General features: G+C 54.0%; 21 protein-coding genes. 13 read left to right on the forward strand and 8 right to left on the reverse strand.

The genetic code is table 11. The features are described 5' to 3' along the window. Positions 1-4 precede the first annotated feature (4 nt). The 7 genes from ACI2J2_RS05820 to ACI2J2_RS05850 all read left to right on the forward strand — a co-directional run bounded on the left by ACI2J2_RS05820 (position 5) and on the right by ACI2J2_RS05850 (position 12,251). Positions 5-1,756, forward strand: a complete 1,752-nt coding sequence (locus ACI2J2_RS05820; RefSeq protein ID WP_404759640.1) for a hypothetical protein — start codon at positions 5-7, stop codon at positions 1,754-1,756. Then, the gene (locus ACI2J2_RS05825; protein ID WP_404759641.1) at positions 1,753-3,183 is read left to right on the forward strand and encodes a hypothetical protein; all 1,431 of its coding nucleotides are present in this window, start codon (positions 1,753-1,755) and stop codon (positions 3,181-3,183) included. Before ACI2J2_RS05820 ends, ACI2J2_RS05825 begins: the two co-directional genes overlap by 4 nt. Before the next feature lie 24 nt (positions 3,184-3,207). Next, positions 3,208-5,358 carry a hypothetical protein gene (locus ACI2J2_RS05830; RefSeq protein WP_265556879.1) on the forward strand — a complete coding sequence of 717 codons (2,151 nt, stop codon included), beginning with the start codon at positions 3,208-3,210 and terminating at the stop codon, positions 5,356-5,358. A gap of 68 nt (positions 5,359-5,426) precedes the next feature. Next, positions 5,427-7,259, forward strand: coding sequence for a hypothetical protein (locus tag ACI2J2_RS05835; protein ID WP_404759642.1), 1,833 nt, complete (start codon positions 5,427-5,429; stop codon positions 7,257-7,259). A 13-nt stretch (positions 7,260-7,272) separates the two neighbouring features. After that, a complete protein-coding gene (locus ACI2J2_RS05840; protein WP_404759643.1) occupies positions 7,273-8,928 on the forward strand; it encodes a hypothetical protein in 1,656 nt (551 codons plus the stop codon). Between the two features lie 10 nt (positions 8,929-8,938). Further along, positions 8,939-10,849: a hypothetical protein gene (locus ACI2J2_RS05845; RefSeq protein ID WP_404759644.1), complete on the forward strand. Its 1,911-nt coding sequence runs from the start codon at positions 8,939-8,941 to the stop codon at positions 10,847-10,849. Beyond that, entirely contained in the window at positions 10,830-12,251 is a 1,422-nt protein-coding gene (locus tag ACI2J2_RS05850) for a hypothetical protein (RefSeq protein WP_404759645.1), read from the forward strand. The genes ACI2J2_RS05845 and ACI2J2_RS05850 overlap by 20 nt, the downstream gene beginning before the upstream one ends. 7 nt (positions 12,252-12,258) lie before the next feature. Here ACI2J2_RS05850 and ACI2J2_RS05855 read toward each other — a convergent pair whose 3' ends face one another. Beyond that, positions 12,259-12,870: a TetR/AcrR family transcriptional regulator gene (locus ACI2J2_RS05855; RefSeq protein WP_209633302.1), complete on the reverse strand. Its 612-nt coding sequence runs from the start codon at positions 12,868-12,870 to the stop codon at positions 12,259-12,261. A gap of 125 nt (positions 12,871-12,995) precedes the next feature. Between ACI2J2_RS05855 and ACI2J2_RS05860 the strand changes: the two genes are divergently transcribed. After that, complete coding sequence (locus tag ACI2J2_RS05860) at positions 12,996-14,012, forward strand: SDR family oxidoreductase (protein WP_404759646.1); 1,017 nt, start codon at positions 12,996-12,998, stop codon at positions 14,010-14,012. Positions 14,013-14,120: 108 nt separating this feature from the next. Next, positions 14,121-14,522 (forward strand): VOC family protein, encoded by a 402-nt coding sequence (locus ACI2J2_RS05865; RefSeq protein ID WP_404759647.1) that lies wholly within the window; start codon positions 14,121-14,123, stop codon positions 14,520-14,522. On the opposite strand, the gene ACI2J2_RS05870 is transcribed toward ACI2J2_RS05865, so the two are convergent. Then, the gene (locus ACI2J2_RS05870; protein ID WP_404759648.1) at positions 14,501-15,937 is read right to left on the reverse strand and encodes an MFS transporter; all 1,437 of its coding nucleotides are present in this window, start codon (positions 15,935-15,937) and stop codon (positions 14,501-14,503) included. The two genes, ACI2J2_RS05865 and ACI2J2_RS05870, sit on opposite strands and share 22 nt — an antisense overlap. 182 nt (positions 15,938-16,119) lie before the next feature. Here ACI2J2_RS05870 and ACI2J2_RS05875 point away from each other — a divergent pair, with 182 nt between their 5' ends. Then, positions 16,120-17,010 (forward strand): alpha/beta hydrolase, encoded by an 891-nt coding sequence (locus ACI2J2_RS05875; protein WP_404759649.1) that lies wholly within the window; start codon positions 16,120-16,122, stop codon positions 17,008-17,010. A 93-nt stretch (positions 17,011-17,103) separates the two neighbouring features. Here ACI2J2_RS05875 and ACI2J2_RS05880 read toward each other — a convergent pair whose 3' ends face one another. Further along, positions 17,104-17,238 carry an AcrZ family multidrug efflux pump-associated protein gene (locus ACI2J2_RS05880; protein WP_209633291.1) on the reverse strand — a complete coding sequence of 45 codons (135 nt, stop codon included), beginning with the start codon at positions 17,236-17,238 and terminating at the stop codon, positions 17,104-17,106. 460 nt (positions 17,239-17,698) lie between these two features. Here ACI2J2_RS05880 and osmB point away from each other — a divergent pair, with 460 nt between their 5' ends. Then, positions 17,699-17,911 carry an osmotically-inducible lipoprotein OsmB gene (gene osmB / locus ACI2J2_RS05885; protein ID WP_037415059.1) on the forward strand — a complete coding sequence of 71 codons (213 nt, stop codon included), beginning with the start codon at positions 17,699-17,701 and terminating at the stop codon, positions 17,909-17,911. A gap of 314 nt (positions 17,912-18,225) precedes the next feature. On the opposite strand, the gene ACI2J2_RS05890 is transcribed toward osmB, so the two are convergent. Then, positions 18,226-19,944 (reverse strand): penicillin-binding transpeptidase domain-containing protein, encoded by a 1,719-nt coding sequence (locus tag ACI2J2_RS05890; protein ID WP_209633289.1) that lies wholly within the window; start codon positions 19,942-19,944, stop codon positions 18,226-18,228. Between the two features lie 102 nt (positions 19,945-20,046). After that, the gene (gene mrdA, locus ACI2J2_RS05895; RefSeq protein WP_404759650.1) at positions 20,047-21,972 is read right to left on the reverse strand and encodes a penicillin-binding protein 2; all 1,926 of its coding nucleotides are present in this window, start codon (positions 21,970-21,972) and stop codon (positions 20,047-20,049) included. A 294-nt stretch (positions 21,973-22,266) separates the two neighbouring features. Here mrdA and ACI2J2_RS05900 point away from each other — a divergent pair, with 294 nt between their 5' ends. Both ACI2J2_RS05900 and ACI2J2_RS05905 read left to right on the forward strand, forming a co-directional pair. Then, entirely contained in the window at positions 22,267-22,548 is a 282-nt protein-coding gene (locus ACI2J2_RS05900; RefSeq protein ID WP_209633285.1) for a YjcB family protein, read from the forward strand. Positions 22,549-22,735: 187 nt separating this feature from the next. Further along, positions 22,736-23,422 (forward strand): ATP-dependent Clp protease proteolytic subunit, encoded by a 687-nt coding sequence (locus ACI2J2_RS05905; protein WP_209633284.1) that lies wholly within the window; start codon positions 22,736-22,738, stop codon positions 23,420-23,422. Positions 23,423-23,508: 86 nt separating this feature from the next. Here ACI2J2_RS05905 and ACI2J2_RS05910 read toward each other — a convergent pair whose 3' ends face one another. From ACI2J2_RS05910 to ddpC, 3 genes are read right to left on the reverse strand one after another with little or no spacing between them, the layout of a single operon-like run. Then, the gene (locus ACI2J2_RS05910; RefSeq protein ID WP_265556890.1) at positions 23,509-24,456 is read right to left on the reverse strand and encodes an ABC transporter ATP-binding protein; all 948 of its coding nucleotides are present in this window, start codon (positions 24,454-24,456) and stop codon (positions 23,509-23,511) included. Next, positions 24,446-25,450, reverse strand: coding sequence for an ABC transporter ATP-binding protein (locus tag ACI2J2_RS05915; RefSeq protein WP_265556891.1), 1,005 nt, complete (start codon positions 25,448-25,450; stop codon positions 24,446-24,448). The genes ACI2J2_RS05910 and ACI2J2_RS05915 overlap by 11 nt, the downstream gene beginning before the upstream one ends. Then, entirely contained in the window at positions 25,450-26,337 is an 888-nt protein-coding gene (ddpC, locus tag ACI2J2_RS05920) for a D,D-dipeptide ABC transporter permease (protein ID WP_265556919.1), read from the reverse strand. The genes ACI2J2_RS05915 and ddpC overlap by 1 nt, the downstream gene beginning before the upstream one ends. Between the last annotated feature and the right edge of the window lie 3 nt (positions 26,338-26,340).

Genomic DNA, 26,340 nt, shown 5'->3' on the forward strand with positions numbered 1-26,340 from the left:
TCTCATGTATGAGGGATACCCGGACTTTCAGCAGATTATCGTCACTGACAAGCAAAGATTTATTGCCGCTTATCGGCAAAACGACGCCTACTTTTTATACCCCGAATCCGTCAGCATTCTGGTGGCAGACCCACTGGCGTTTTCTTTGGATATTGTCCGCAGCCCCAGTACCGACAGCGTCTATGGCTGGTTGAATTTCACGACCGAATTGCAGTATGCCGGCGAGCAAAGTCTGGCTGACTTCAAACGGCAGCACCCGGATAAAGCCATTAAGGTACTGCCCATATTACCCGGTAGCCTGGGGTTTGACGTCCCTATTGACTATCACAGCCCCCTCAGCGGGCAAAGCTATGACGCCACCTGGTATTCGGCGCAGTGCGCTCAATTTATTATTTTGCTCAATTCGGCCAGCACCGAGCTGATTGAGAAAACGCTGCGGGATGAAACCCTCGGTTTTAATGCCCGTCTGGACGGCGTTGTTGAGGGCGTCTCGCCCCGTCTGGCCTACTCCGTCGAATGTGATCCCAGGGCGTTGATGCTTGATTTAGCCGCCGGGGTCAAGGGTTCACAGGCGCTCGGCGACAATCGGGTAGCCTTTGATTACGGCCAGCTAACACAGTATCTCTATCAAAATATTGCTTTGTTGCCGCTGCAAATCAGCCCCCCTTTACCGATAAAGGATCCCGAACACAACCTGCTTTTCAGCCAGGCGTTACTTGATCGGCTATACAATCTGCTGGGTTCCCCCTACGCCGGTCCGGCCTCCAGTAACACGGCGATGATCGCCCTGACGGTTCCTGCTCAAGGCGGCCGGGTGATTTTCAACCTCGATTCGCTGGTGCTGAGCCGACGTCCTCTGTGCTTCATACTGGATCCCTTTGCCGCTGCGCAGCAAATCGTCAAAGCCACCCCCGATGCCATTATTCACCGTTCCACGGCCCCACCATTGCCCTCAGGCGAGCGGGAGATCAACGTCTTTTACGCCTCCCCGCCTGGGCTGAAAAGCAGCGTGTCTATTGATATTCAGCTAACCGTACCGGGTGGTGATATTTACCCCGTGGAGCAGACGCAAACCAAGGTGCTGACGCCGGAGCAAAGTCGATTGATTTTCCGCTTCAGAACCAGCGCGTTGGAAGCGGCGCCTTTCTTCTACCAAATTCGGGTCAACTATTCACAGGATGGCCGTTGGCTCACGCTGAGCAGCGAACTGCGCTCCTGCGCCCAGCCTGCGCTGGTACTCGATTACACCGCGCTGCCCTGCCAGTTTCTGACGATCAGTATTGATCCGGGCTTTGCCCGGCAAAGCCGAATTAGCGGGCTTTATCATTCCGCCGGCTGGCTGCAGGATTTGGCGTTAACCGCGGCAGCCCCCTATTTCAGCTGTCCCATTCTCGGCGACGAAACCTATGCCGAAGCAACGGCCTACCAGCTAGGCGACACCGGCGTTGTCGTATTGCCCATGCCGATAACCCAAGCCACCACCATTGGTGCCTATAGCTTCCCACAATTTGGTGCACAGCAGGCGCGTATCACCGTCCATTTTCCGGACAACCTGCCCACATTCAAGGTGACGTTCCAGCAGCAAAACGAAAGCCGCACGACGGATCACATCTTCACCCACCAGCAGGACAGCTTCAAATATCAATGGAACGTTACCTCTATTTTTGCAGCCGGATTTCGTTACAAACCCGAGGGTAGCCCATGGTCCGAGATTGTGACCGGCGATCAAACGATTGATGTCAAAGGTGAAAAATGAATACTGACGAGTTGAACCCGCAACAAACATTGCAGAATTTTTTCCTGCTTGGCCGGGCCTTTGCGTTCCACGACCAAAGCCTGCCTGCTGAGTGCTACACCTACGGCAGTTTCATACCCCAGGTGATGCTGGACACCCCGGGTGGCGAGATCAGCGCACTGCATTTGCTGACCAGCCCCGGTGGCGGCCTGGCGACCTTCATCGCTCCCAATATGCCGGTCGATACGGCGGCGATAGAGGCTTATATCCGCCAGCATTTCATTCCTGCGCCGAAACCGATCCGCCTGGAACAAGGGGATATTCGCCAGACCTTGTTCCTGCGTTTTGCTCGCCAGCCTGAATCTGACAGTTATAACGTCGAGTTTGAACAGTCCAAAATGCCCCTGACGCATACCGAGTCAGCGTTGTTGGACAATGCCATTCGCGGAGCCAAAAACCAGGTTTACCTGGTGACGCACAGCAAGTTCAACGTCAGCAGCCGCGTCACCGCCAGGCTGGAAACGGACTGGGTGGCCTTTTTGACCCTGGCCTTCAACCAACAGGCTCGCCAGCCAGAGGCCATTGCCATTCTGCTTAACCAACAGATTGACGCCGGCGTGGTCACTCTTCTGGAGCAGTTCGACAATGCCCCGTCGGAGCAGACCCGCGAACTGGTCAGAAACGCACTGGTGAAAACCGCATCGCAATTGGTCAGCAACACGCTGCGAAATATCCACTCCATAGATGAAATCCCCAACCAGCTCAGCTATGACGTGAAATACAGCAATAGCGTACCGCAAAGCTATTTACTCGCGCAGCAGCAGGATATCGCCGCCCTGCTTGGTCAACTGCCTGCCGACAGCATTATCACCTTTACGCCAACGCCGTTGCCGGAGCCCAGCCGACCGGACAAACCGATCAAAAATCGGCAGTGCGTGGTCAGCCTGGGGTTCAACCCTAATGGCTTCAATATTATGTCGATCGAACTGCGCTATGCGGGTGAACAAACGCCTATGCCATGGCCCAGCTTCCCGCCGGTGACGTTAAAAACGCCATCCCCGGTCAGCGAAATCACCCTCAAAGTGACCTTTTCCGACTATTCAAGCTATGAAAAATCGCTCGTCTGGCAAGACGCTATCGCACTTACCCCGCAAGACCTGGGTTTTTACAGCGTGCTGTTTGAGGCAGAACACCTGAAGGCTGATTTCAAAACCCTTTCCGGCAGTGCCAGCTACACCCCCGCCGGCCAGGGCAAAAAGCAGAACTTTAGCTTTGCGTTTCCCGCCCAGCCCTGGCTGGCCAACTGGTGGATCAATGCGCATTCAGCCGGACTGAACGGCCGAATCGAGTACCGCTGGCAAGGAAAAACCGCGTCGATCTTCCCGAAAACCTACGACTCTGGCCCGCAACAGGCCAGCGCAAGCCCCATCAAACTGCAATACAAGTAGTCACATAAACAAGAGGAACACCCTATGTTAACCACCGCTTTGCAGCAATCGGTCAAAATTCCCACGGATAAATACCTGGGTATTAAAGAGTGCGCCTATACCTGTTACGGAGACAGCCTCGACAAGGACATTTTTTACGTGGTGCCTGAAACACCAGTGTTTGTCGCCAGGGATACGAACAGTCCGAGCTTTATGTTTTACAAGTATCGCAGCGAAGATACCCAGGGCGGTTATGCGCAGTTTACCGTGATGTTGCCGTTCCCACCGGTAGACCTGCAGGCCAAAATCCGCGCCCAGCTATTTGGCAATATCCAAAGCCAACTGGAGGCGAAATCGGCGCTGATCGTCAAGTATGTCAAAGCAGAACAGGACTACGCTGCAGATCCCGAAAATGCGACCAAAAAAGCGACAATGGACACTGCGCTGCGTAACAGTGGCCTGAACGATGAACAGGCCAGCAAGTTTGTCGCCCTGTACGATCCCAACAAGGGTCCTGACCAGTTCCTTGCTCAGTTATTGCCGGAAAATGCCGAAAAAATCAAACTGATGCAACCTAGATATACTTCGGCGCAGGCGTCTTTGATTCTGGACAGCAACGACAAATTCTACCGCCAGATCCCGACCACGCTGTCGCCATCCGGCCTGGGCGATAACAATACCGTTTTCAGCCTGTCGCTGACCGGTGAAGGCGCGACCTTGTTCGAACAGGTACTGCAAGGCACAGACAAAAACTCCAGCGTGGGGATTCGCTTCGACTTCAACCTGGATGCCTCTTTGCCGGCGGCCAAGGTCACCGTCAGCTACGACAGCGAAATCACCAAGTCGGTGACGCAAAGCATCAGTTATCACACTTGGTCGGCCGATGAGAAAAAGATCGAGCGTGAATATATCGAAAAAGGCGCCATCAAAATCGACGTTCAGGTCGGGCTGACCGCGAAGGAAATGGGAATGGACGATGCCCAGTACATCAAGTGGAAAGAGGGTCTGACCGCCTGGGGCCAGAAACAGGTCGAACAGATTCTAAGCAGCCAAACCGGGCTGGACATGAGCCTCGAACTGCTCAATGACGCCGACGGTTTTGATAAATTCCAATCCAGCCTCAAAGAAACCAAAAGCTTTACCCGCGTCTATGATGAAAACTCCGTGGTTTCCTTCGCTATCGCGCCACAGACCCAGTTACCCTCTATCCGGTCCATCGTCGGCGAAGCCAATCTTAAAGAGTACTTTAAAGAGTACGACCTCAACGATCCTTTCTACCAGTACATACAGCCCGAATTTTTCGTTACCGACGATTTGGCGCAATATAACGTCGCCAATATCGTGGTGACCGCCATCTACGATAAGGACAACCAGAGCACCCTGCAGTTTTCCCCCAACGACAGCACACCGAAAAAAACCGGCAAATGGTTTATCAAACCCGAGCTGGGCCGTGCATTTAAATATTCCTACACCGTCAACTTTAGCGGTCTGCAGGCTAAACCCTACCATTCTGGCGAAATTCAGAGCGATCAGGATTTGATTATCTCCATTAACGTGGCCGAATGCGGCATCGTGTATGCCGATATCTCTACGTTACTCAACCCTACGGGCTGGAAAGTCTTCAGCCAGGTGGTGATCAAAACGCAATATTCCGATCCGGACAAGGGGATCAAACTCAAGACTGACAATCAGGTGGTTAATGAATCTACACCGCCCAGACCCTTTATTTATCCGATTGGCGTCGACGTGGATAAACCGATTTATTTCTCCACCGACTACTATGCCCTGGATGGCGATAGTCTGACCTATATTCCCAGCGGGGTAGAAACCAGCCCGCAACTGCCGGGTTATGGGTTGATCCGCGGTCATCAGATTCTGGTCGCCAATGCCCTGCCGAAGGCGCAGAAGTACACCATTATCTTTAAGCCAAGTCAGAAAGATATCTCGCTGATCACCTATGAGATGGTGATTTACTACCCCAAATGGAATTTCACGCAGTCCCAATCCCTGGCCCTGACCGAGTTCGATACTAAATCCCTCACCCAATATCTGACCTTTGATCTGATGCAGGTCGAAGCTGACAACGTGCCGCAGATCAAATACATCGCCACGGTGTACTACGGCGACAACAACCAGGAAAAAACCGTCGAAAAACCTGTGACGGGCACCAGCACCATCGTCGTGGTGACGTTCTAATCGGTACACACAACGCAGGGCAACGTGATGTTGCCCTGCCTTCACCTTTATCAAATGGGATTGTCGCTATGAACAGCCAAATCGTAGTGCAAAACATCTGTTTTATCCGAGCCGACCCGGACAGACCCATTTATTACTATTGCGCGGCTGCGCCGGGCATTAGCGTTATCGATGGAAACCAGCCCGCCGTCCAACTGCAGATTTTCCGCAACAGCAGTCAACCGGCCACGGTTTACTATGCCATGCTGTCGCTGCAAACCCAGTTGACCAGCAGCCTTGAGGCCGCCCAGGCGGCGGCAGCAGCCAGCTCGGAGATGCCTCGCGATGCGATATTATTGCCATTACAGGCCATAGCCTGCAGCGCCACTCTGGACATCCCCGGCTTTGTCGCCGGTCAAACCAGCAAAACGTCATTGAGCGACCAACAAAACTGCTATCTGCTGGCCAAACTCCCCGCGGAGGCCGATATCGCCCTGCTGGCGAGCCTGATGGCAACGCCCGCCACCGCGCCCATCGCCATCAGCTATAAAATTGACTACCTGCAACAGCTGCCGCCGGCCACTTTCGAACTGGAGGCCCGCTGGGACCAGGTTTATCAGTTTCTGCAGGAGTCTGTCGGCTTCAACCTGTTGATATTCTCCGTCGATATCGAGGAAACCTCGTCGCGACTCATCAGCGAAAAAGTCGTGACCATTAAAGTCAGAGACACCGATCCCGACGGCCACTTTGCGCAGGCGGCGGCTGAGCTGACGCAGATCCTGACCAGTGAGTTTTTTACTCCGGTGTTTGCCGAGGTGCCGCAACAAGCCAAGCCAAAGGCCGGGTTTTATTTGCAACGGCTGTCGGTTGAGGATATCGATCAGCGACGTTTAAGCGGCAAGCTGAGCGAAACCACGGTAGTGAAACGCTCGCTCTATCCGCAGGCGTTATTCGCCGAGTTGGTCGCCGGTACCGACTATCAGGCCGATCGGGTGATCAGTCAACGCGATCTGCAGGATGACTTCTTCGCCCACCGTGAAGTTCGGATCCATCTGCTGTCGGATGAGTTGGATGCGAATGTCCAACTGGTGACGGTCCGTTTGCGTTATGGCAAGGACAACAAGCAGTTCACCTTCCGTAAAGACGATATCGAGCCTAAAACCTTCAGGTCGCCCAGTATTACCGATCCGAAAACAGGAAAAATGCTGTGGCCCGTCGACTATGACTTCACCGTCTATCTCAATCAGGCGGTGGGCGGCGTGAGATCGGTCAATTCCGGCCCACTGCACACCGAATTGAATGACGTCTATCTGGATATTGAGTCGCTGTATGGCCGTTATGATTTTGTCATCAAGGCAGCCAGCCAATTTGACTGGCGCTGGTACCAGTCAGTGTTGGTCACCCTGCGCTGCCGCCATATGAAACTGCCGGCATCCAGCCTGTCGAAAAGTTTCCAGATTAGCGAGACATCGCAGCAGCATGACTATCCGGTCATGCTACCCAACCCCGACCTCTACCTGTTTGAGGTCATCAAAGAGTACAGCTGCGCCGCCAATTCGCCCCATATCCCTGCGGTGCTGAGCGAACCCACCAGCCAGGATGTGTACCTGTTCTCCCGCCTTTACCACCAACGGGTATTGACGCTGTCCGCCAACATGGACTGGCAGCAGGTCGAAATGGTGCTGGTCTCAGCCAGCTATGCCTACCTGCCTGGTGATGACGACATTTTGCAGCAGGTGTTTCAGTTTACCGAATCCGATGCCGCTCCCCAGCGGTTCAGCGCCGACCAAATCGACCCGCTACGCCTTAGCGTCGACCTGGAGATCTGGTTCACCTACCAACCGGGCCAGCAAGGGGATAAACCCGAGTACGTCCAAACCTCAACCGTTCAAGACGGTATCGATATCGCCAACCTCAATTAATTAAGGAAACGCCATGTTATTACTCAGAGCAAGAACCGCTACCATCAAAAACATCACCTTCTTTGCCGATGACTCCGATGACAATCAGTTCTGGTATTTACCCGGTGATATCCATATCGCAGAAAAAGATGGAAAACCGATTTTTTCACTGATTAAGTACACCGGCGACAACACCGGTCAACAAGGGGGTTACCTCAATTTCGAGGTCAACACCGCCATCGATCCCGCCGAACTGGACAGCGCCTTCAACGAATACCTACGGAAACTGAAAGTTGACCCGAAAACCGCCCGTAAGGCGCAGGTCCCCTATGACAAAGGCACGGTAAACTTTTTTGTGCTTGATGTGGGTAGCACCAACGGCGAGTTGATCAGCGCACAGTGCCCCAGCCTGTTTGGCAATAACAGCGCCATTTTCAGCGCTAAACTGACGCCGCAGCAGGCGGTGATCCTCGAATCCGCGTTTAATAAGGCGCAGGCACCGGCCGCCGTGGCCTATAACCTCGGCTTTACCGGCATCACTCCGGCGTTAAAAGTTGAAGTCGAGGCCAAGTTTGAAAGCCTCTACAAGGAATTTGATCTTAAATTTGGCGCCAACATCCCAATCCCGGTTGAAACCCCCGCCAGTTTCTGGCTGGGTTTTGACAGCGTGATCAAGAAGTTGCAGCAGGACCAGAAGTTGATCATCAAAGTGACCGAAAGCATGCCGAGCGAAGAGGCAGCCAAAGAAAAAGAATGGGCGCTGCAATTCGTCAAAGAAGAGATCTTGAAAAGCTTCTTCACCGCCTCGCTCAAACCTAATGACGACAGCAATACCCAGGCCAAATCGGCCAGCGACTCCATTTTGGACTCGCTGATTTCGAGCAATAAAGAGGGGGAAGAAGGCGGCAAAGGTGGGCTGTTCCCCAGCGCCTCTCTGGAGATAAAACTGGTGCGGATCGAAGAAACCAAGAGCCTCAACTTCAATTACGTTTCCTCGAAGGCCCTCAGCCAATCTGCCGTGCCGCAAAACTTCATCGGCAGCGATATCCTGCGCGCCAAAAAGGAGCCTCCTTACTTTATTGAAGTTAACGTCAACGACCCTTTCTACCAAAAAATCGATTTCACCGTGCTGGGGCCAGACGGTTTTGACGAGTACGGTATTAAAGCGGCCACCTTCAAAATCAGCTACAACCAGCAGGTTTATACGGCAGAGCCCTTCATCGCCGACGACGGTAAATGGAGCAAGGTCATTTCTCGCAGCAGAGACATTAATGAACTCTTTGTGATCGACAGCGAATATGCCTTCAAGTCTGCCGCGACCACAGGTTGGGAAGGCAGCAGCAGCTATCAGCCGCGGTCGGTCTCAGCTTCCACCCTGCTGAACCTTGATCCCGGTTCGGTGTTGACCTTCAACGAGATCTCGATTTTCCTCGACCGAAAATTTTCCTGGGAAAATTACAATCAGGTGATTGTCGAACTGACCTATCTGGACGACAAACAGAGCCGCAAAACCAAAAAATACCTGTTTAACCCAGATAAGACCGAAGAGCAGACTTTCAAGTATCGCTGCCTGACCGAGAAACCCTGGAAGGTCGGCTACAAAATCACCTACCTGCTGGTCGGCGGTGACAGCGTCACGCGGGATGGCACCGAAAACCCACCGGCCATCGTTATTCCGGCCGTGGCATAGGTGACTGACGATGGTCGAACGCAATGCAGTATTACCAGCGGCATGGAACGCCCTGGTAAGTGCCCTGTGCCAAAAAGCACCCTATTTACGGACCACGCTGGTGCCCGAGATCGCCCGTTTCAGCCAGGCTCGCCTGGCTTCCGGCTGCCTGTCCGCCGCCTTTAACACCAGCCTGCTGGGGTATAACGGTTGCCCACTCGAGTTCACCGTTTCGTCATCAAAGCCGCTGGCGCTTGCCTGTACCTTGGATCCTTTTTTGCCTCGCTACGCGGAAAACCGCGGCATCGACGCTTTTTATCGACACAGCCAAAAGATCACCGCCTCACCCGTTGAGCCGGATGTTGAACGCTGTTTTGCCGAGATAGGCCATATGCAACGCGAAAGCGCTCAGCCCTTGAGATTCGGCTCTTGGTTGGGGCGAAAATATACCCCGGAGGGGGTTAAAACCAAGGTGTACTCGGAGGTGCCTGCAGATTGTGCCTGGCCAGGTGGCGTGGCGGATTATCCTGCGGCCTGTCGAGACGTGGGTTTGTCTTTATTGATGATCGGCTATTATCCGCAGCTGCCGGCCTCACCCCGTGAATACTATTTTCAATGGCACAGCGCGCTCATCACCCACGCAGATATTGCTGCGGTAATGGCCTTTTTTGGCTGCGGGACGCTGTTCTCTACGCTGGCCCCCTTGCTGGAATCTGCCCTACTGCAAACCTTGTGTCGCGAGGGTTTCCCCCCCACGACCTACGGTTTTAGCCTGGTCTACGCCCCAGGCGGTGAGCTGGAAAGTTTTACCTTGTTCACCATGGCGGCCAGTTTCTTTGGTGATAACCAGCGCGTATTCCCGGCACTGCAAGCCTTATTGGCGCAAAGCGGCCAGGCCTTGCCCTTATTGCAACAGGCGGTGGATAAGCAGCTTGACCTGCAGTTTAACGTGGTCGGTTTTTCGGTTGATCTGCAAGGGCATCACGCCACCAGCTGTACCTTCAGCCCACAAAATACCTGCTTTGAGGCGTTGCCGCTGGAGTCTACCCCGGTGGTGATCATGCCTGGCAAACCGGCGCTGGCGACATTACTGGCGCAACAGTGTGCCAGCGGCGCCTTTGCCGCCCATGTCAGAACGCCTGACGGACGCTGGCATCAGGATGAAAACGCCTTTGTGACTGCACAGGTGTTGCGCACCCTGGATTACACCTCGCAGACCGCCCCCTTTATTGAGAAGGCGCTCGATTTTTTGCTGGCTTGCGAGGCCCGCCCGTTCCACTTCAGGTTTTGGCCGAACGCTGCCCATCCGCGCTGGATGGCGAACCAGAGTATCTGCGCAGATATTGACGACACCGCCATTATTACCGAGCTGTTGTACAAGTTTGGCCGCATTTCGTTGTCGCGGGTTAGCCAGACGATTTCACAGATGAACGGCTATCAGGTACGCCGGGTCGATCCGCGGCAGCCCGCCGAACAGCACCAATGGGCGGAATGTCAAAGTTTTCATACCTGGATGAAGGACGACAACGACATCCGCCAGTTGGATTGCTGTGTAAATACCAACGCGCTGATCCTGCTCAACACGCTGACAAGCGGAAACGGTGCCGTATTGCCGGCCTACCGACGCATTATTCAGATGTTGAATCAGGCAGTGCAATGGAGTGACGGCCGTTACGATCGGCTCAGTAGGCTAACCCCCTATTACGCTCATCCCGGCGAATGGCGCACCACCCTGGAGTACGCCAGGCAAACGGGGATCCCGCAACTTTCACCCGTGATTGACGCATTGGCCCGCTGGCAATGGCCCGCTGAATCCTTGGAGAGCCCGCTGTACCGTCGGCACGACGGGCGCTTTCTCTGGACCTCTTCCTGCCTGAACCAATTCAGAACGCTGGCCCAAACCGAATGTACTGAGGATAACCATGAATACCTTTCTCAATGACCTGGTGACACTGAACCAAATTATTCTGCAGAATGCGCGCGAACAGTTTCCTGACGTCGCCGCCAAACAGTTGCGCTATCGGCGAGCAGCGCCGATGGCGGCAAATGACCTCACCGCCGAGGTCTGCACCGAGATCGTTTCAGGCGAAACGCGCTACCAGATTGCCACCAGCACCGACGGCACCCATTGGAGCATGAAACTGGACTTCACCCTCAGCCGTCAGGTGCCGCAAGTTCCCTATGTGGTGCTGAGTTTCACTTCCTTCGGCAGCGCCGAAGAGATGATCTTCAATCAGGTGCTGCTGACGTCACAGGAAAACCGCTACCATGCGCAGCTTGACCTGCAGCGACTGGAGCAACGTGACGCCTTGCTGCGGGCCTTATCCGACTACGATGCGCAGACCACGCTGGTGGTCGCGATTAAAACCGAGCACGGCATCACCAATACCGTCACCGATCCCAAGATTTTCTACTTCGCCGAAAACTACTACCCGTATATTTATCAGGGCATCCTGCCGCCACCGCCACGCCTGCAACTGATCCTGACTCCGCTGGAGTATCAGCAACTGTGGTACAACTACTACCAGGATTATGTACGCAAAAATTATCTTTACTACCTGCCCGATACCTTCCTGTTGGCCACCGATACCGACGGTAAACCCATGCTGTCGATCGCCTTCTCAGCCCCTGAACACGCCACCTCATTGGGAGACGTCCAGGTGACCTTTGACTACTTCCTGTTACCCAAGGTAAGTCAGGGCAGAATTGCTAACGCCACAGAACAGTTTTCGCAAATGCAGGCGGACGCCAGGCTGGTCCCGTTCGCTAATGCCGATACGCTGACGTTGCAGTTGGCGTTGCCCGATGGCAAAACGGAGGAGAAGAATGCGCTGATCAATCTGCAAAGTGGCATTGTCGATTCCTTCACGCTGCCCGCTCAGCAATTTGCGCTGATATGGGACGCGTTATTCGATCGCTCACCGCAAAACCTGCTGCTCAAAGGTTATCTGGCGGTGCAATTCATCGGTTTCAATCCGGATCATTTGCCGGTGATGTTGGCGCTGGACGCCAAATACCAGAACAAGGTGCGCGACTTTATCAAACAGACCGCGCCGGTGGACATCTACAAAACCCTGGAGTTCAGAAGTGACAGCGGGGCTTACGACCCGTCAGGGCCACGCCCGATCAAACGCATTTTGGTCAACATCGACAATCAAACGGTCGAGCTGAATAAAGAGCACCCCAACCATGACGTCACGGTCAAAGTTTCAGCACTGGATCTGATCCTCAATCCGGATAAAAAGCTGGTTTATCATTATGATTTGCAGGTTTACTACGTCGACGGTGGCATGACGCCCTACTACGATAAAACCTCCAGCTTTGAGATTATTTACGTGCCGTGATGACTTGTCAGTCTGCCGCTGAAAGCAGGCTACGTAAAAACAGCATGATCAACCGGCCGGTTGGATCGGCGCCCGGGCGACTGCGCTGCAAAGCCAGCCCGTGCGCCATTGCCATCAAGGCCGACGCCAATTCATTAGGGTCTGCCGGCGGCGTCTTTCCCCTTTGCTGAAACAGCGAGCCAATCACCGTGCCAATTTTTGCCTGGTGCGCATCCCAAACACGTTGATACTCAACGGCAAAGGCCGGGCTGCGCTTCGCATGCAATTGCAGTTCAATCGATAATGTACACCAGTCGACCTCCTGATTCAGGGTTGCCGACCATCCTTCAAGCGCGGCTAACACCTGGCTCGCATCAGCGGTGCGATTTTGGGTCAGGCGAGAGAGTTGCGCGGCCTCCGCTTCCATATGCCGCTGCAAAAGCTGCAGCAGCAGATCTTCCTTGGAAGCGAAATTGGAATAAAAAGCCCCCTGTGAGTAACCGGCCTGGTTGACGATATCGCGGATTGAGGTACCACCGTAGCCCCCAGAAACGAATAATTGTCGGGCGGTCTCGATCAAGCGTTCGCGGGTCTGCTGTTGGCTCTCCTCGCGGGTTAGCCGTTTTTTTGTCGTTTTCATCTGGGTCAACTTTACGCGGATTATCCATGCTCTTAATGCATTTAAAATATCACTTGATATTTCAAACCGCCACCTCTAGATTTAAATATCACTTGAACTTTGAAAACCCACTCAAGATATCCATCATGATGAAAACAAAAACGGCGTTTGTGACCGGAGCGACAGGCCTGCTCGGCAATAACCTGGTCCGTGAACTTGTCTCCCAGGGGATAGCGGTCAAGGCACTGGTACGCTCCCTGGAAAAAGGCCGCAAACAGTTTGGAACGACCGAAGGTATTGAATTAGTTGCCGGCGACATGACTGACGTGAATGCCTTTGCCGAACACCTGCACGGCTGTGACATCCTGTTTCATACCGCCGCCTATTTTCGTGATAATTACAAGGGAGGCAGTCACTGGGCTCAATTGAAAGCGGTCAACATCACCGGCACTGAACACCTACTGAATCAGGCTTACCGGTGCGGCGTGCGCCGTTTTGTCCATGCCTCCTCGATAGCCGTGCTCAACGGTGAACCAGGAGCGCCGATCGACGAAACCTGTTTGCGACGGCCCCAGGATGCCGATGATTATTACCGCAGTAAAATACTGGCGGATGACATAGTCTTAGAATTCCTGCGGCAGCACCCGCAAATGAACGGCAGCCTGATCTTGCCGGGATGGATGTGGGGCCCAGGCGATCTTGGCCCTACGTCTTCCGGTCAGTTAGCGAATGACGTCATGCACGGTAAACTGCCAGGCTTGGTCGCGGGGAGCTTTTCCGTGGTCGACGCGCGGGATGTCGCACTGGCGATGATCCTGGCAGCAGAGCGAGGTAGACGCGGTGAGCGCTATTTGGCCGCTGGACGACATATCACCATGCACCAGTTGGTGCCACTGCTGGGGAAGATTGCCGGAGTCAAAACACCCAAACGCACGCTGCCAATGCCGCTACTCTACGTGCTGGCGACACTCCAGGAGGCCTATGCTCGCCTCAGCGGCAAACCCGTATTACTCAGCATGGCTACGGTACGTCTAATGGTAAAAGAAGCTAATCGCTCCCATTTCAATCACGCGAAAAGTGAGCGAGAGCTGGGCCTCACATTCCGTCCGCTGGAGCAGACACTTCAGGATACCCTGGCGTGGTTGCGCAATAATGGGCAGTAAACACCGGATGTCATCATGCTTTTTGGGCAGTCACCTGTATCGCCCATTTGGCTTGATCTAGAATATCTCAACGTATCGATGCCGTTCACTGGCGTGGAAGGAGAATACATGTTTAGTCATATCACCGTCGGCGTCAGCGATCTGGACAAAGCCGCTGCGTTTTACGATGCCATTTTGCTGCCTTTAGGGTTAACACAACGCCCGATCACGCCGGATGGCGGCCCCGCGGCACGTTGCTGGGTTGTGCCGGAACACGCCTTGCCACGATTTTACGCTTATCAGCCCTATAATCGGCAGCCGGCCAGCGCGGGCAACGGCAGCATGGTGGCGTTCGCTGCCCACAGTGAGCAGCAGGTTCGTGACGCCTATGCCGCCGGGATCGCCGCGGGCGGCATATCGGAAGGCGAGGCCGGCGAGCGCCCTCACTATGGCCTGGGCTATTTTGGCGCTTACCTGCGCGATCCGGATGGCAATAAAATTCATATCGCTTACCGGGGGGACCTGCTGTAATCGGGCCCCTGCTTACCGATCGTATTCGTCCTGAGGGTCATCACCAGCGCGATGGCCGCTAAGGCTCCAGCCGCCAGGAACGTCACACGCATGCCATTTGACACGGCATCCGCTGTTGCCAGCTTAATGTCACCGGTGTTCGCCGCCAGCATGAACAGTGCCCCCATGGCGGAAGCACCGGTGATCAACCCAAGATTGCGTGAGAGATTGATCATGCCAGAGATCACGCCGCGCTGTTCAGGGGCGGCATGCGTCATCAGTGACGTATTGTTGGCGACCTGAAATAACGCGTATCCCAGGGTGATCAAACACAGTGGCACCAGATAACCCAAGACGCCCTGTTTTATCGACATCATCGCCATGACGCCTGCCCCGGCGGCCATGATCGCCAGACCCGCAGCAGTGACGCTGTATACGCCCAAACGATCGACCCACCGGCCTGCAGGCACACCGAGCAAAGCCGCCACGGTCGGACCGGCAGACATTGCCAACCCGGCCTGTCCCACCGGCAGTCCCAATCCACGCGTCAGATAGAATGGCCCCACGACCAGCGTTGTCATCATCACCGTCATCACCAGCGCACTCATCGTCAGCCCAATACCCAACCCCGGCTGCCTGAACAGCGCCAGTTGTATGAGGGGAGATGCGGTGACGTTTTCCAGCCGCACGAATAACCCCGCCCCCAATGCGGCACACAGCAGCAATGCCACATTAATCACGCCAAAATCACCACGCCCCAGCGTCATAGACAGGGCATAGCAGGCCAGCGTTATCCCCAGCAGCAGGGTGCCGGGCAGATCAAACCGGCCGCACTCTTTTTGTGAAGGCTGGCGCCTCTTGGGCAAAAAGCGATAAGCCAGAATAAACGCAAGCAGACCCACAGGAATGTTAACCAGGAACATCGCCCGCCAACCAAAAGCATAAAGCAATGCACCGCCGAGCGACGGGCCCAACGCCGTGCCGATCGCCGACATGCTGCCAAGCAGCCCCATGGCACGCCCGGTGTTGTCTTTATCGACGGCCTCACCCACCAACGCCATGGTCATCGCCATCATGACTGCGGCTCCCAACCCTTGCACAATCCGCGCCGCCAACAGCGGCCACACACCCGGTGCAACGGCGCACAGGCCAGACGCGAAGGTAAAGAGTGCAATTCCCAGCAACAATAGACGTCGTCGCCCTATTCGATCCCCCAAACGCCCTATGGCGATAATGGATGTAGTGATAGCCAGCAGATAGACAATAACGACCCACTGAACCGCCTGGAAAGAGGTATTGAATGCCTGTGCCAGCGTAGGCAAACCCACGTTGGCAATGCTGGCCCCCAACGATGAGACCAACATTGACAGGGACAGGCTGGTGAGAAGCCCCCGTAGGTGTGTACTGCCGGTGGCGTGTTGAACATTAAGCTTCATCGCGTTTTCTCCTGAAAGAATCTTTCAGAAGCCTATGCCAACGCAGGACATGGCGGAAGACGCAGCACATGCAGTTTATTAATGCATCCAACGCCATGTCATGGTTGCCAGAAACCCGCATTAAGGCGCAAGCACCAAAACCACTTCAGGCAGATGATGGGGAAACTGCTTAAGGAGACGTGATGAAAATAGACCTGATGTTTGATGACCTGTCGGCACGCGCCGTGCAATACAATGCGCGCGCTTCGGTCGATGATTTTGACGCCTGTATGACGCAATACGCAGCGCTGGCTACCCAGGCCAAAGCGGAAACGCCAGGGATCTATGACCTCCATTACGGCATGGGTACCGCAGAACGCCTGGATCTGTTCCCGGCAGCCAATCAGCCTGCACCGCTATTGGTGTTTATTCACGGCGGTTATTGGCATTCCCAGCGCAAAGAGGAAGCCTGTTCAATGGCAGCCAGTTTCACGCGCCACGGTGTTGCCGTTGCCACCGTAGAGTACACCTTGCAACCGGAAGCCACGCTGGCTGAAATCGTCCGTGAGGTGCGCAGTGCCATCGCCTGGCTCTATCACCATGCCCATCAATATGGCGTCGATCCTGAGCGCATTTTTGTCAGTGGCAGCTCGGCGGGCGGTCATCTGGCTGGCATGTTGATCGCCGATGACTGGCAGCACCTTTATCAGGTACCGGTCAATGTCATCAAAGGTGCACTGGCGCTGAGTGGCTTGTACGACATTCGTCCGTTATGTGATATCTACGTGAATGACTGGATGCGTCTCACGCCAGAGCAGGCAGCAACGCTCAGCCCACTGTTTATGCTGCCGGAAAAGGCCAATGCGCCGCAGATCCTGCTCGACGTCGGTGCCAAAGAAACGCAGGGGTTTAAAAACCAAACCTTGGCCTATTACACCGCCTGCCGGGAAAAGGGGCTCGACGTCAGGCGGCTGGAAGATCGGCATAGCAATCATTTCACGCTGGTAAACGCACTGGCTAATCCTGACAGCGACATGTTCAAACACGTGATGGCGATGATTATGTCATCTGCGCGTGCAAGGCAGACGGCATAACATGGGGTGCGATGGGTATCTAAAACCTGCGGTTTTGTGACGACGTTGCTTTAAACCTGCATCGGGGGGCATTGCGCCCCCTGAGCATGAAAATCAGTCTCTTTTTTTGCCAATGGCAGAGAAAATATTACACAGCTCACCCAAGCCATAAATCGAGCCGAGCAACACGGCTATCATTACCGGCACCAGGATCACCACGGTTGCCAAACTTTCAATCATTTCTAACATCGCTTTCTCCTGGTTTTTAAGCAGAGGAATACCTTTCCAGAAAGGGGTATTTCTCTGGAATTTCTTAAGGTTATTTTTGCTTGATTTCAATCTGTGACGGAGATCACAACCTTACGTCGCTAATGTAACTTACACAGTTGCATTACCGCAATGCAAAAAAATGCTCTCTCCCGGGGTTTGGGGGGCGTTCGCCCGATGGCCTGAAAAGGCATAATAATGATGAGCCTTAGGATTTTTAACGGATTTTAATGACCACCCTGCCCATCCCACTGAACGGCACGCTGATGTTTTAATCGCCAAGTACACCATCAGCAACGGCGAAATAAAAACGCTTTCTCAAAATTAAGAATATTTACCTATTCTATTTTCTTCCGGAAGAATACATTCATCTCAACTTTTACTGGCCGATTAATCAGTACTTTCTTTGTCTGTTAATTAGGCAATTTACCAGGAAGATCTTATGAACCTTAAACGTGCCGCAGGCGTAATGGTTGTTATCATGGCAACGCTATCCGTAACGGCCTGTGGGAATATGTCTCACCGCGATCGCAACACCGCTATCGGCGCTGGCGTCGGCGCGCTGGGCGGTGCCGTATTGACCGACGGCAGTACGCTGGGAACCTTGGGTGGTGCGGCCTTGGGCGGTATCATCGGTCACCAGACCAGCCGTTAATATTTCCAGGCCGGGCACTTTTTCTTGAAAAGAACCCGGCCTGATCTATTTTAAACATCCATAGAGATTAATGGGTGTATTTTATATTCAGTGAATTTAAACAGATTAACGCACCTATAAATATTTCCGCAAAAAACCTATTCGTACGCTAAAAACACGTCCTATTTAATAACCTCGTCCTGTTCACCGCAACAACACATTTGGCTTTTATCGATGAGATAAGGGAATACTCGTCCGGGGCACCCTATCAATGCAGGTCAATCTACAATCATTGAAAAAGCGGCTGGAATCCCCCTCCGCAGAGGGGGTTCACGCTACCCCTTAACCTGGGATACCACGTTCAGCGGTTGCGCGTCAGGCAGGATATTCATATGTTCCAATACCTGGGCCATAATCTTGCCAAACACAGGGCCTGCCACCGAGCCGCCAAAGTGCTTACCGGCCTTCGGATTATTGACCATGACCACCAAGGCGACTTGCGGATCGCTAGCGGGTGCCACACCGGCGGTGTAGTTGATATAGCCCCCGTCATATTTACCGTTAGCCCCCATCTTCTCTGCCGTGCCGGTTTTAATCGCCAACCGGTAACCCGGCACGGCGGCACTGAGCCCACTGCCGCCTGGCAAGGCATCGCTTTCCATCATGTGCACCACCGTTTTTACCGTATCTTCCGGTAAAATGCGTTGCCCCATAACGGGCGGCGTCACCCGGGTAATCGACAGTGGCCGATAAACACCATAGGAACCGATAGTGGCGTATTCACGGGCCATCTGCAGCGGTGTTACGCGCAGGCCATAGCCAAAGGAGAAGGTCGCACGTTCAATGTCCGCCCAACGCTCGCGGTGCTGTGGCAAGTAGCCGCTGCTTTCGTTCCCAATGCCCAGATCCGTCGGCAAACCCAGACCAAAGCTCTTGTACACTGCGGGAAGTACGGTGGCTGGCAGGGCTAACGCAATGTGGGACACAGCGATGTCACTGGATTTTTGCAATACACCGGTAATGGTCAGTTTCGACCAGTGCCCCACGTCCTTGATCAAGTGGCCATTCACGCGATAAGGCGTGGTGTCCAGCACGGTATCCGGCTTGATTAAGTGGTGTTCCAGCCCCACCATCACCACCACCGGTTTCACCGTGGAGCCCGGTTCAAAACTGTCGCTACTGCACACGTTGCGGATATCTTTGGCCGGCGTATTGGCATAATTATTCGGGTTGAACGACGGGTAGCTTGCCATCCCCAACACTTCGCCAGTGTTTACTTTCACCAATACCGCACAACCAGAATCAGCCTGGTTAGCCACCACACCGTCGCGAATTTGTGCGTACAACACATATTGGATGAATTTATCGATACTCAGTGTCACGTTCGGTGGCGGTACGGGATCGACGCTTTTGATTACGCCAATCACCGCACCGCTGCCGTCTTTCTGATATACCCGCAGGCCATTTTTGCCCTGTAGCAGGTGGTTAAAGCCGAGCTCAATGCCTTCCAGCCCCTGATTGTCCTGGCCAACAATGCCAATAAGCCCGGCAGCATCCTGGCTCATCGGGTAGAAGCGACTGAAATCCTGCTCTGTGCTCACGCCCGTTAGATGCAATTTGCTGATATAGTTCGCGTTATCGTCTTCTACCTTACGTGCCAGATAGACGAAGCGCTTATGGGCGTTAGTCTGGATCAGCTTCTGCACGTCGCTCAGCGGCATTTTCAGTACATTGGCCATACTTTGCCAACGCTCATTGCTGAGGTCGGTGTTGGTGTCCAGAATATGCTTGGGATCCAGCACAATATCTCGTGATGACACACTCACCGCCAAAGCTTCGCCATTGCGATCGGTGATCATTCCCCGATTGGTCGGCACCACTTGCGTGCGGATCGACCGCTGGTCCGCCTGATCGGCCAACTGCTGGTGCTCCATCAGCTGCAAATAACCGACCCTGAACGCCAGCAGAAAAAAGCACACCAGTATCCCGCCGCAAATCCAGCCAAAGCGAAGGCTTGAATAATTTTTACCGCTTTTTTTTGTTGAAGGCGCCACTGTTAACCCTGCGTTTTTATTCGGATTATGTAATTATTTCAGTCTAACCTGACGGAGATCTTTAGAAGATTGCAGTTTGTAAGAAAGTAAAAACAAACGCGTTTACTGTTGCACATCCGCGCTATCGTTTAACTCCGGTTTACCTTTCTGGTCCGCGTCAGGCTGCGGTGCGTTAGCCGGGTCAAAAATGTGGTCAAGAATTGCCCGCGCGGTCGGCCCAGCCACTACGCCATCCCCCCCGCCGTTTTCCAGAATCAGCGCCATTGCCACCCGCGGATTCTTATAAGGAGCAAACAAGGTATAGAAAATATGATCACGTAACCGCACCGGGATCATTTTGGCGTTATACGTCTGATTTTCTTTCAAACCGAAGACCTGTGACGTCCCGGATTTGGCGGCTATCTGATACGGAGCGGTATGGAAAAGCTTATAGCCTGTACCGTTCGGTAGATTGGCCATACCATACATTCCATTACGCACGATGCCCCAATACGGCGATTTGGCATCACCGATCTGCGTGGCCTTTGCCGGCGGCTGGTAGCGGCTTACCTGATTGCCCTGGCGCATGGAGTACAGCAAATGCGGCGTTTTCGCCTTACCGTTATTGATCAGCGTGGTTAATGCCTTCACCATCTGGATCGGCGTGGCGACCCAATACCCCTGGCCGATACCCACCGAAATGGTGTCACCTTGGTACCAGGGCTTTTTATGTACCCGTTGTTTCCATTCACGGCTTGGCAACACGCCACGATACTCTTCGTTAAGGTCGATCCCGGTCGGCTGGCCGTAACCAAACTGGCTCAGCCAACTGTGAATACGGTCAATGCCCATTTCGTACGCCACCTGATAGAAGAAGGTATCGGCGGATTCTTCAATAGCCTTGGTCACATTCAACATGCCGTGGCCGCTCTTTAGCCAATCACGGTAACGGCGTTCGGTGCCTGGCAATGTCCAGGTCGGCGCGCCGAAGAAAGTGGTATTGGGGGTAATCACACCGGCAAACAGCGCCGACGTCGCCATGTAAGGCTTCACGGTGGAGGCCGGTGGATACAGCCCCTGCGTGACGCGGTTAATCAGCGGTAAGTCGGGGTTGGTCAGCAGTGTTTTATAAGCTTTATAGCTGATGCCTTTCACAAAAGGATTGGGATCGTAACTGGGGCTGGAAACCATGGCCAGAATGCCACCATCGCGCGGGTCCTCAACCACCACCGCCGCACGCTGCCCCTTCAATACCGACTCAATGTACTGTTGTAGAGACAGGTCCAGCGTCAGATAGATATTTTTACCGGCCTGTGGCGGTTGTTCCTTCAGCAGGCGTATTACGCGACCATGGTTGTCCACCTCCACTTCTTGATAACCGGTCGTGCCATGCAATTCGGACTCGTAGTAAGCCTCGATGCCCTGCTTACCGATATTGTGGTCGGCGGCATAGTTCTCGCTCAGACCGGCTTTATCCAGCCGCTTTAAATCACCGTCATTGATTTTCGAGACGTAACCCACGACATGGGCTAATTCTGCCCCATAGGGATATTCCCGCTGCTGATAGGTATCAATGGTCACGCCGTCAAAGCGATACTGATTTACCGCAAAACGTGCCACCTCGGTTTCTGTCAGACCCGTTTTCAGCGTCACCGGTTTATAGCGGCCGTTGTGATGCATTTCATCGCGAAAAGCAGTGATATCTTCGGGGGTCAGATCGACAATCGGCGTCAACGCCTGCAAAAGCGCAGCCATATTGTCGATTTTGCTGGGGGTAATCTGGATCTGGTACAGCGTAATGTTGCGCACCAAAGGAATGCCATTGCGGTCGAATATCAGCCCTCGGCTGGGTGCAATTGGCACCATTTTAATGTCGTTTTGGTTGGACCGCGTTTGGTAAAAGGCATGCTGTTTAACCTGCAGACGGTACAGGTTAACAATCAAAATGCCAAAACAGGCGACAACCAACACCATCGCCACGCCAGCACGGCGGATAAACAGCATTTCCTCAGCGGAATGGTCACGGATTTTATCTTTTAATAGTGCCATACGTGGCAAGTTACCTGTCTGACGTCACATTTTCCCAAGATAAATCAGGGCAGTGAAAAGTCGGCAAGCATAGCGTTATTGGCTAACGGTCCCCACGAAAAGGTTGCTAATGAAATGGCATAAATGTTTCAGCATGTTTGAATGTTACCAAATGCCGATTTTCCCCCGTTCAGGGATTGAGCAGTGATTTGCAGCGATGCTACAATGTGACGAAGATCACACTAATTTACCCTTGCCCGCACTGATTTCCCGACGCACCGCCGGGTGCGGCTTTTCCACCAAGGATCATGTTCGATGAGTACCATAGCCACAGGTTTTATTATGATGCGCTGGGAGTTACTGAGCGCTGTTATGATGTTTTTGGCCAGCCAGCTAAATGTCGTGTGCCGTAAGACCAGCCGTAACGGTATGGCATTTATGTTCAGCAGCCTGGGGCTATTCACCACCTGTTGGTTCGTTATGGGCCTGATGGGCATCAGCGTCAGCCAGGAAGGATTTGTGCAATTTTGGTCAAACGCGTGGGATATGTATGTTGACGTGGTGAGCAACACGCCTGTCGACTGGCCCATGCCCTGAAATCGCCCCGGCAGGTAGAGTGCGACGCGCTTTACCTGCCGTGAATATCGGCTCCGGCCTCGATGTTATATTCTTTCCGCGTTGTTCGTAGGGGTAAATAAACGCTAAACCAACCTGATTCATTCCAAAACGGTTCATCGACTCGTTTTACAATAGCGCACCACTTTATTGAATAAGGAATATTCAAATGCATAGAAACACCTTTAAAATAATAACACTTTTCTGCGCCACGGTATTTTCGACGGCCTCTTTTGCGACCGTATCCGTCGTCAAAAAGAGCAATGTAAAAAACAATAACGTTGAATCCGCCAAAATCCTGTATGTCGGCGATGTCACGGAAAAAAGTGTCACCGAACTCATTGCCTCCATCGATGAAATTAACGCCAGCTACCCCGCGTTAAAACACCTGTATTTGTATATCAATAGCGGCGGCGGTGATATGGCCAGCGGTTACATGGCTTATGAAGCGGTCAAGAGCTCGCCGGTCCCCATTACCACGGTTAACTCGGCGTTTGTCGGTTCAGCGGCAACCCTGTTCTATTGTGCCGGTAAAGAAAGACTCTCCATGCCCGCCGCCAGCTTTATGCTGCATCCTGCGGCTGCGTCAAACATCAAGCAAGACTATCTGAAGCCTAACGAAATAGCGCAAATCAAGCAGTTCTCCGACGGTTACAATGCGTTGTTCCGTAACGTATATAAACAATGCACCACGTATAATGATGAAGAAATAAGTAAAATGCTGTTCAATGAAGATGGCCGCCAACTTATTAATCTCGATACTGCATTGGCAAGGAAGATGACGACCGACAAAGCCAATAAGATGGAAACTGTTCCAGTGTCTTATTACATCTTGAATGAAGAAACCAATAACTGATTGCGTTTCACCCTGAGCCACTGTTCAACACCCCTATATTCACAGCGCCCCTGAATTTAAAAAGGGAACGCTGTGAATGTCATGCATCATGCCACCTTGTGGCAACGCACCGCCGATCCCCCTAAATTCACCCGTAAACTTTGTGGCAGTTGGCACCCTTCCCCCGCATACGGGCATCTCTCGCGGAAAAAACAGCCTGGCGGTAATTGGCGGTTGCCCGGCAGTTCGCCCTTACGGTCTTCAATCGCACTGTCACTCAGTGAGCGGCCTGCCCGCGGCACAGAATCCAGCAGCAGCCGCGTATAGGGGTGCTGCGGCTGGCGCAGTACCTGTGCGGTCGGCCCCAGTTCGACGATTTGCCCCAGATACATCACGGCCACCCGGTCACTCATATGCTGGATCACCGAAACGTTGTGCGAAATCAGCACGTACGTCAGATTGCGTTCGCGCTGCAATTCCACCAGTAAATTGAGGATCTGCGCCTGTACCGAAATATCCAACGCAGAGGTCGGTTCATCCAGCACGATGATATCCGGTTGCGAAGACAACGCACGTGCAATGGAGATGCGCTGGCGCTGGCCACCAGAAAACTCATGCGGCAATCGGTCGATCGCCTCCGGCCGCAGGCCAACCTGTTGTGCCAGCTCCGTTGCCAGTGCTCGCCGCTGTGCCACACTGTTATGCTGCTGCACGTACACCGGCTCAGTGATAATGCGCCAGACTGGCAAGCGTGGATCGAGCGACGACTGCGGATCCTGAAATACCATTTGCATACCGCTGCCAAACCAAGAACCCGCGTTGCGAGCACGTACCAGTTCGCCACTGCTCGGTTTTAACAATCCCATCAGCAACTGCGCTAACGTGCTTTTACCGCAGCCGGACTCACCGACGATACCCAACGTTTCACCACGCATGATGTTGAGATCCAGCCCATTAAGCGCATGCACATACTCTTGTGGTTTGCCACGCCAGTTATAACTGGCAGGAAAACGCAGACGCACATCGCGCAACTCCAGTAGTGCTTCAACGTTCATTTCGCGCCTCCAAATCAATAGACTGCGGATGCCAGCAGGCCACGTGCTGGGCCGGTTCAGAGGCTAATGGCACCAACCGTGGCGTTTGCAGGCACTGAGCGTCAGCGTGGCTACAGCGATTACTGAAAGCACACCCCGGCGGCAAGGCACCAAGATTGGGCACCGTGCCGGGAATGGCACGTAACAGACTGCGTGGCTCGGCACGTTCCGGTGCCGCTAACAACAACCCGATCGAGTACGGATGACGGGGATTTTCTATCACATTTCCCGTGGTACCACTTTCTATCACGTGCCCGGCATACATCACGTACACCCGGTCACACAGCTGCGAAACCACGGCCATATCGTGAGTGATAAACAGCACTGCCGTACCGCTGGCGCGCGCTTTTTGTTGCAGCAAACGCAGTACCTGCCGCTGTACCGTGACGTCCAGTGCGGTCGTCGGTTCATCGGCGATAATCAGCTCCGGTTCGCAAGAAAACGCCATGGCGATCAACACCCGTTGGCGCATGCCGCCGGACAACTCAAACGGATAGCGCTCCATCACCCGTTCCGCGTCGGCAATTTGCATCTCACGCAGCAGTTGGGCAGCCTTGTCTCGTGCCGCCTGCGGGGATAGCTGCTGATGCAGGCGGATCACTTCACACATTTGCCGACCAATTTTGCGCGTAGGGTTTAGCGCACTCATCGGCTCCTGAAAAATCATCGACACCCGTGCGCCGCGCAGTTGGCGCATTTGCCGCTCGCTGGCGTTAAGCACGTCAGTGCCCAACATCTCCAGAGAACCGCCGGTAACGCTGTAGCCGTCTTCAGCCAACAAACGCAGCGTCATCATCGCCGTCACCGACTTGCCGGAGCCGGACTCGCCAACCACGCCCACAATTTCGCCAGCCTTGACCTGCAGCGATACCCGGTTGAGCGCTTTGATACTGCCGCCGTAAACCGGGAATTCCAACTGCAACTCATCAATGGATAACACCGTAGTTTCGCTCATTAACGCCCCCGGGATTTAGGATCAAGCAGGTCACGCAGACCATCGCCGAAGAGATTGAACCCCGTGGCGGTGATCAAGATCGCCGTTCCGGGAAACGCCGAATACCACCACTGGTCGAGGACATAGTTCCGGCCGTTGGCCACCATCGCCCCCCACTCGGCGGTCGGCTGCTGCGCACCCAGCCCGATAAAACCCAGCGTGGCGGCCATCAGAATCGCGGTGCCAATATCCAACGATGCCTGCACCACCAGCGGCGGCATCACGTTGCGAAGGACATGCCAACCGATCAGGTGCCAGCGTGAGGCACCAAAGGTACGTGCCGCTTGCATATAGGCCTGATGCCGAAGCGTCAACGTCTGCCCTCGTGCCAATCGGACGTAGAATGGGATGCGTACCACGGCAATCGCCAGCATGGCGTTGAACAGGCTGGGCCCCAGCGCTGCCGCCAATGCCATCGTGAGCACCAGCGAGGGCACTGACAGCATGATGTCCATGCAGCGCATGATCAATGCATCCACCGTACCGCCCATCACGCCGGAGAAACAGCCGAGCAGCGAGCCAATTCCGCCCGCCAGCACCACCACCGCCAATCCGGCGGCCACCGACTGACGGCTGCCGACCAGCACCCGGCTGAACAGGTCTCGGCCCACTTCGTCGGTGCCGAACCAATGCGCTGCCGAAGGCGGCAATAACCGGGCGGTAAGATCGATAGCGTCTGGGTTATGCGGTGCCAACCACGGTGAAAACAGCATCAGAAACAGCACGGCAATCATGATGGCAGCACCCAACAGCGTAAGCGGACTGCGGCGTACCCGGTACCAGGCACGACGCAGGCTGACAAAACGCAGTGCTGCCTCCGCCACAGGCGGTTGTTCGATTTGAATCATCGT

Source organism: Serratia sp. NPDC087055 (assembly GCF_044900985.1).
Lineage (GTDB): Bacteria > Pseudomonadota > Gammaproteobacteria > Enterobacterales > Enterobacteriaceae > Serratia.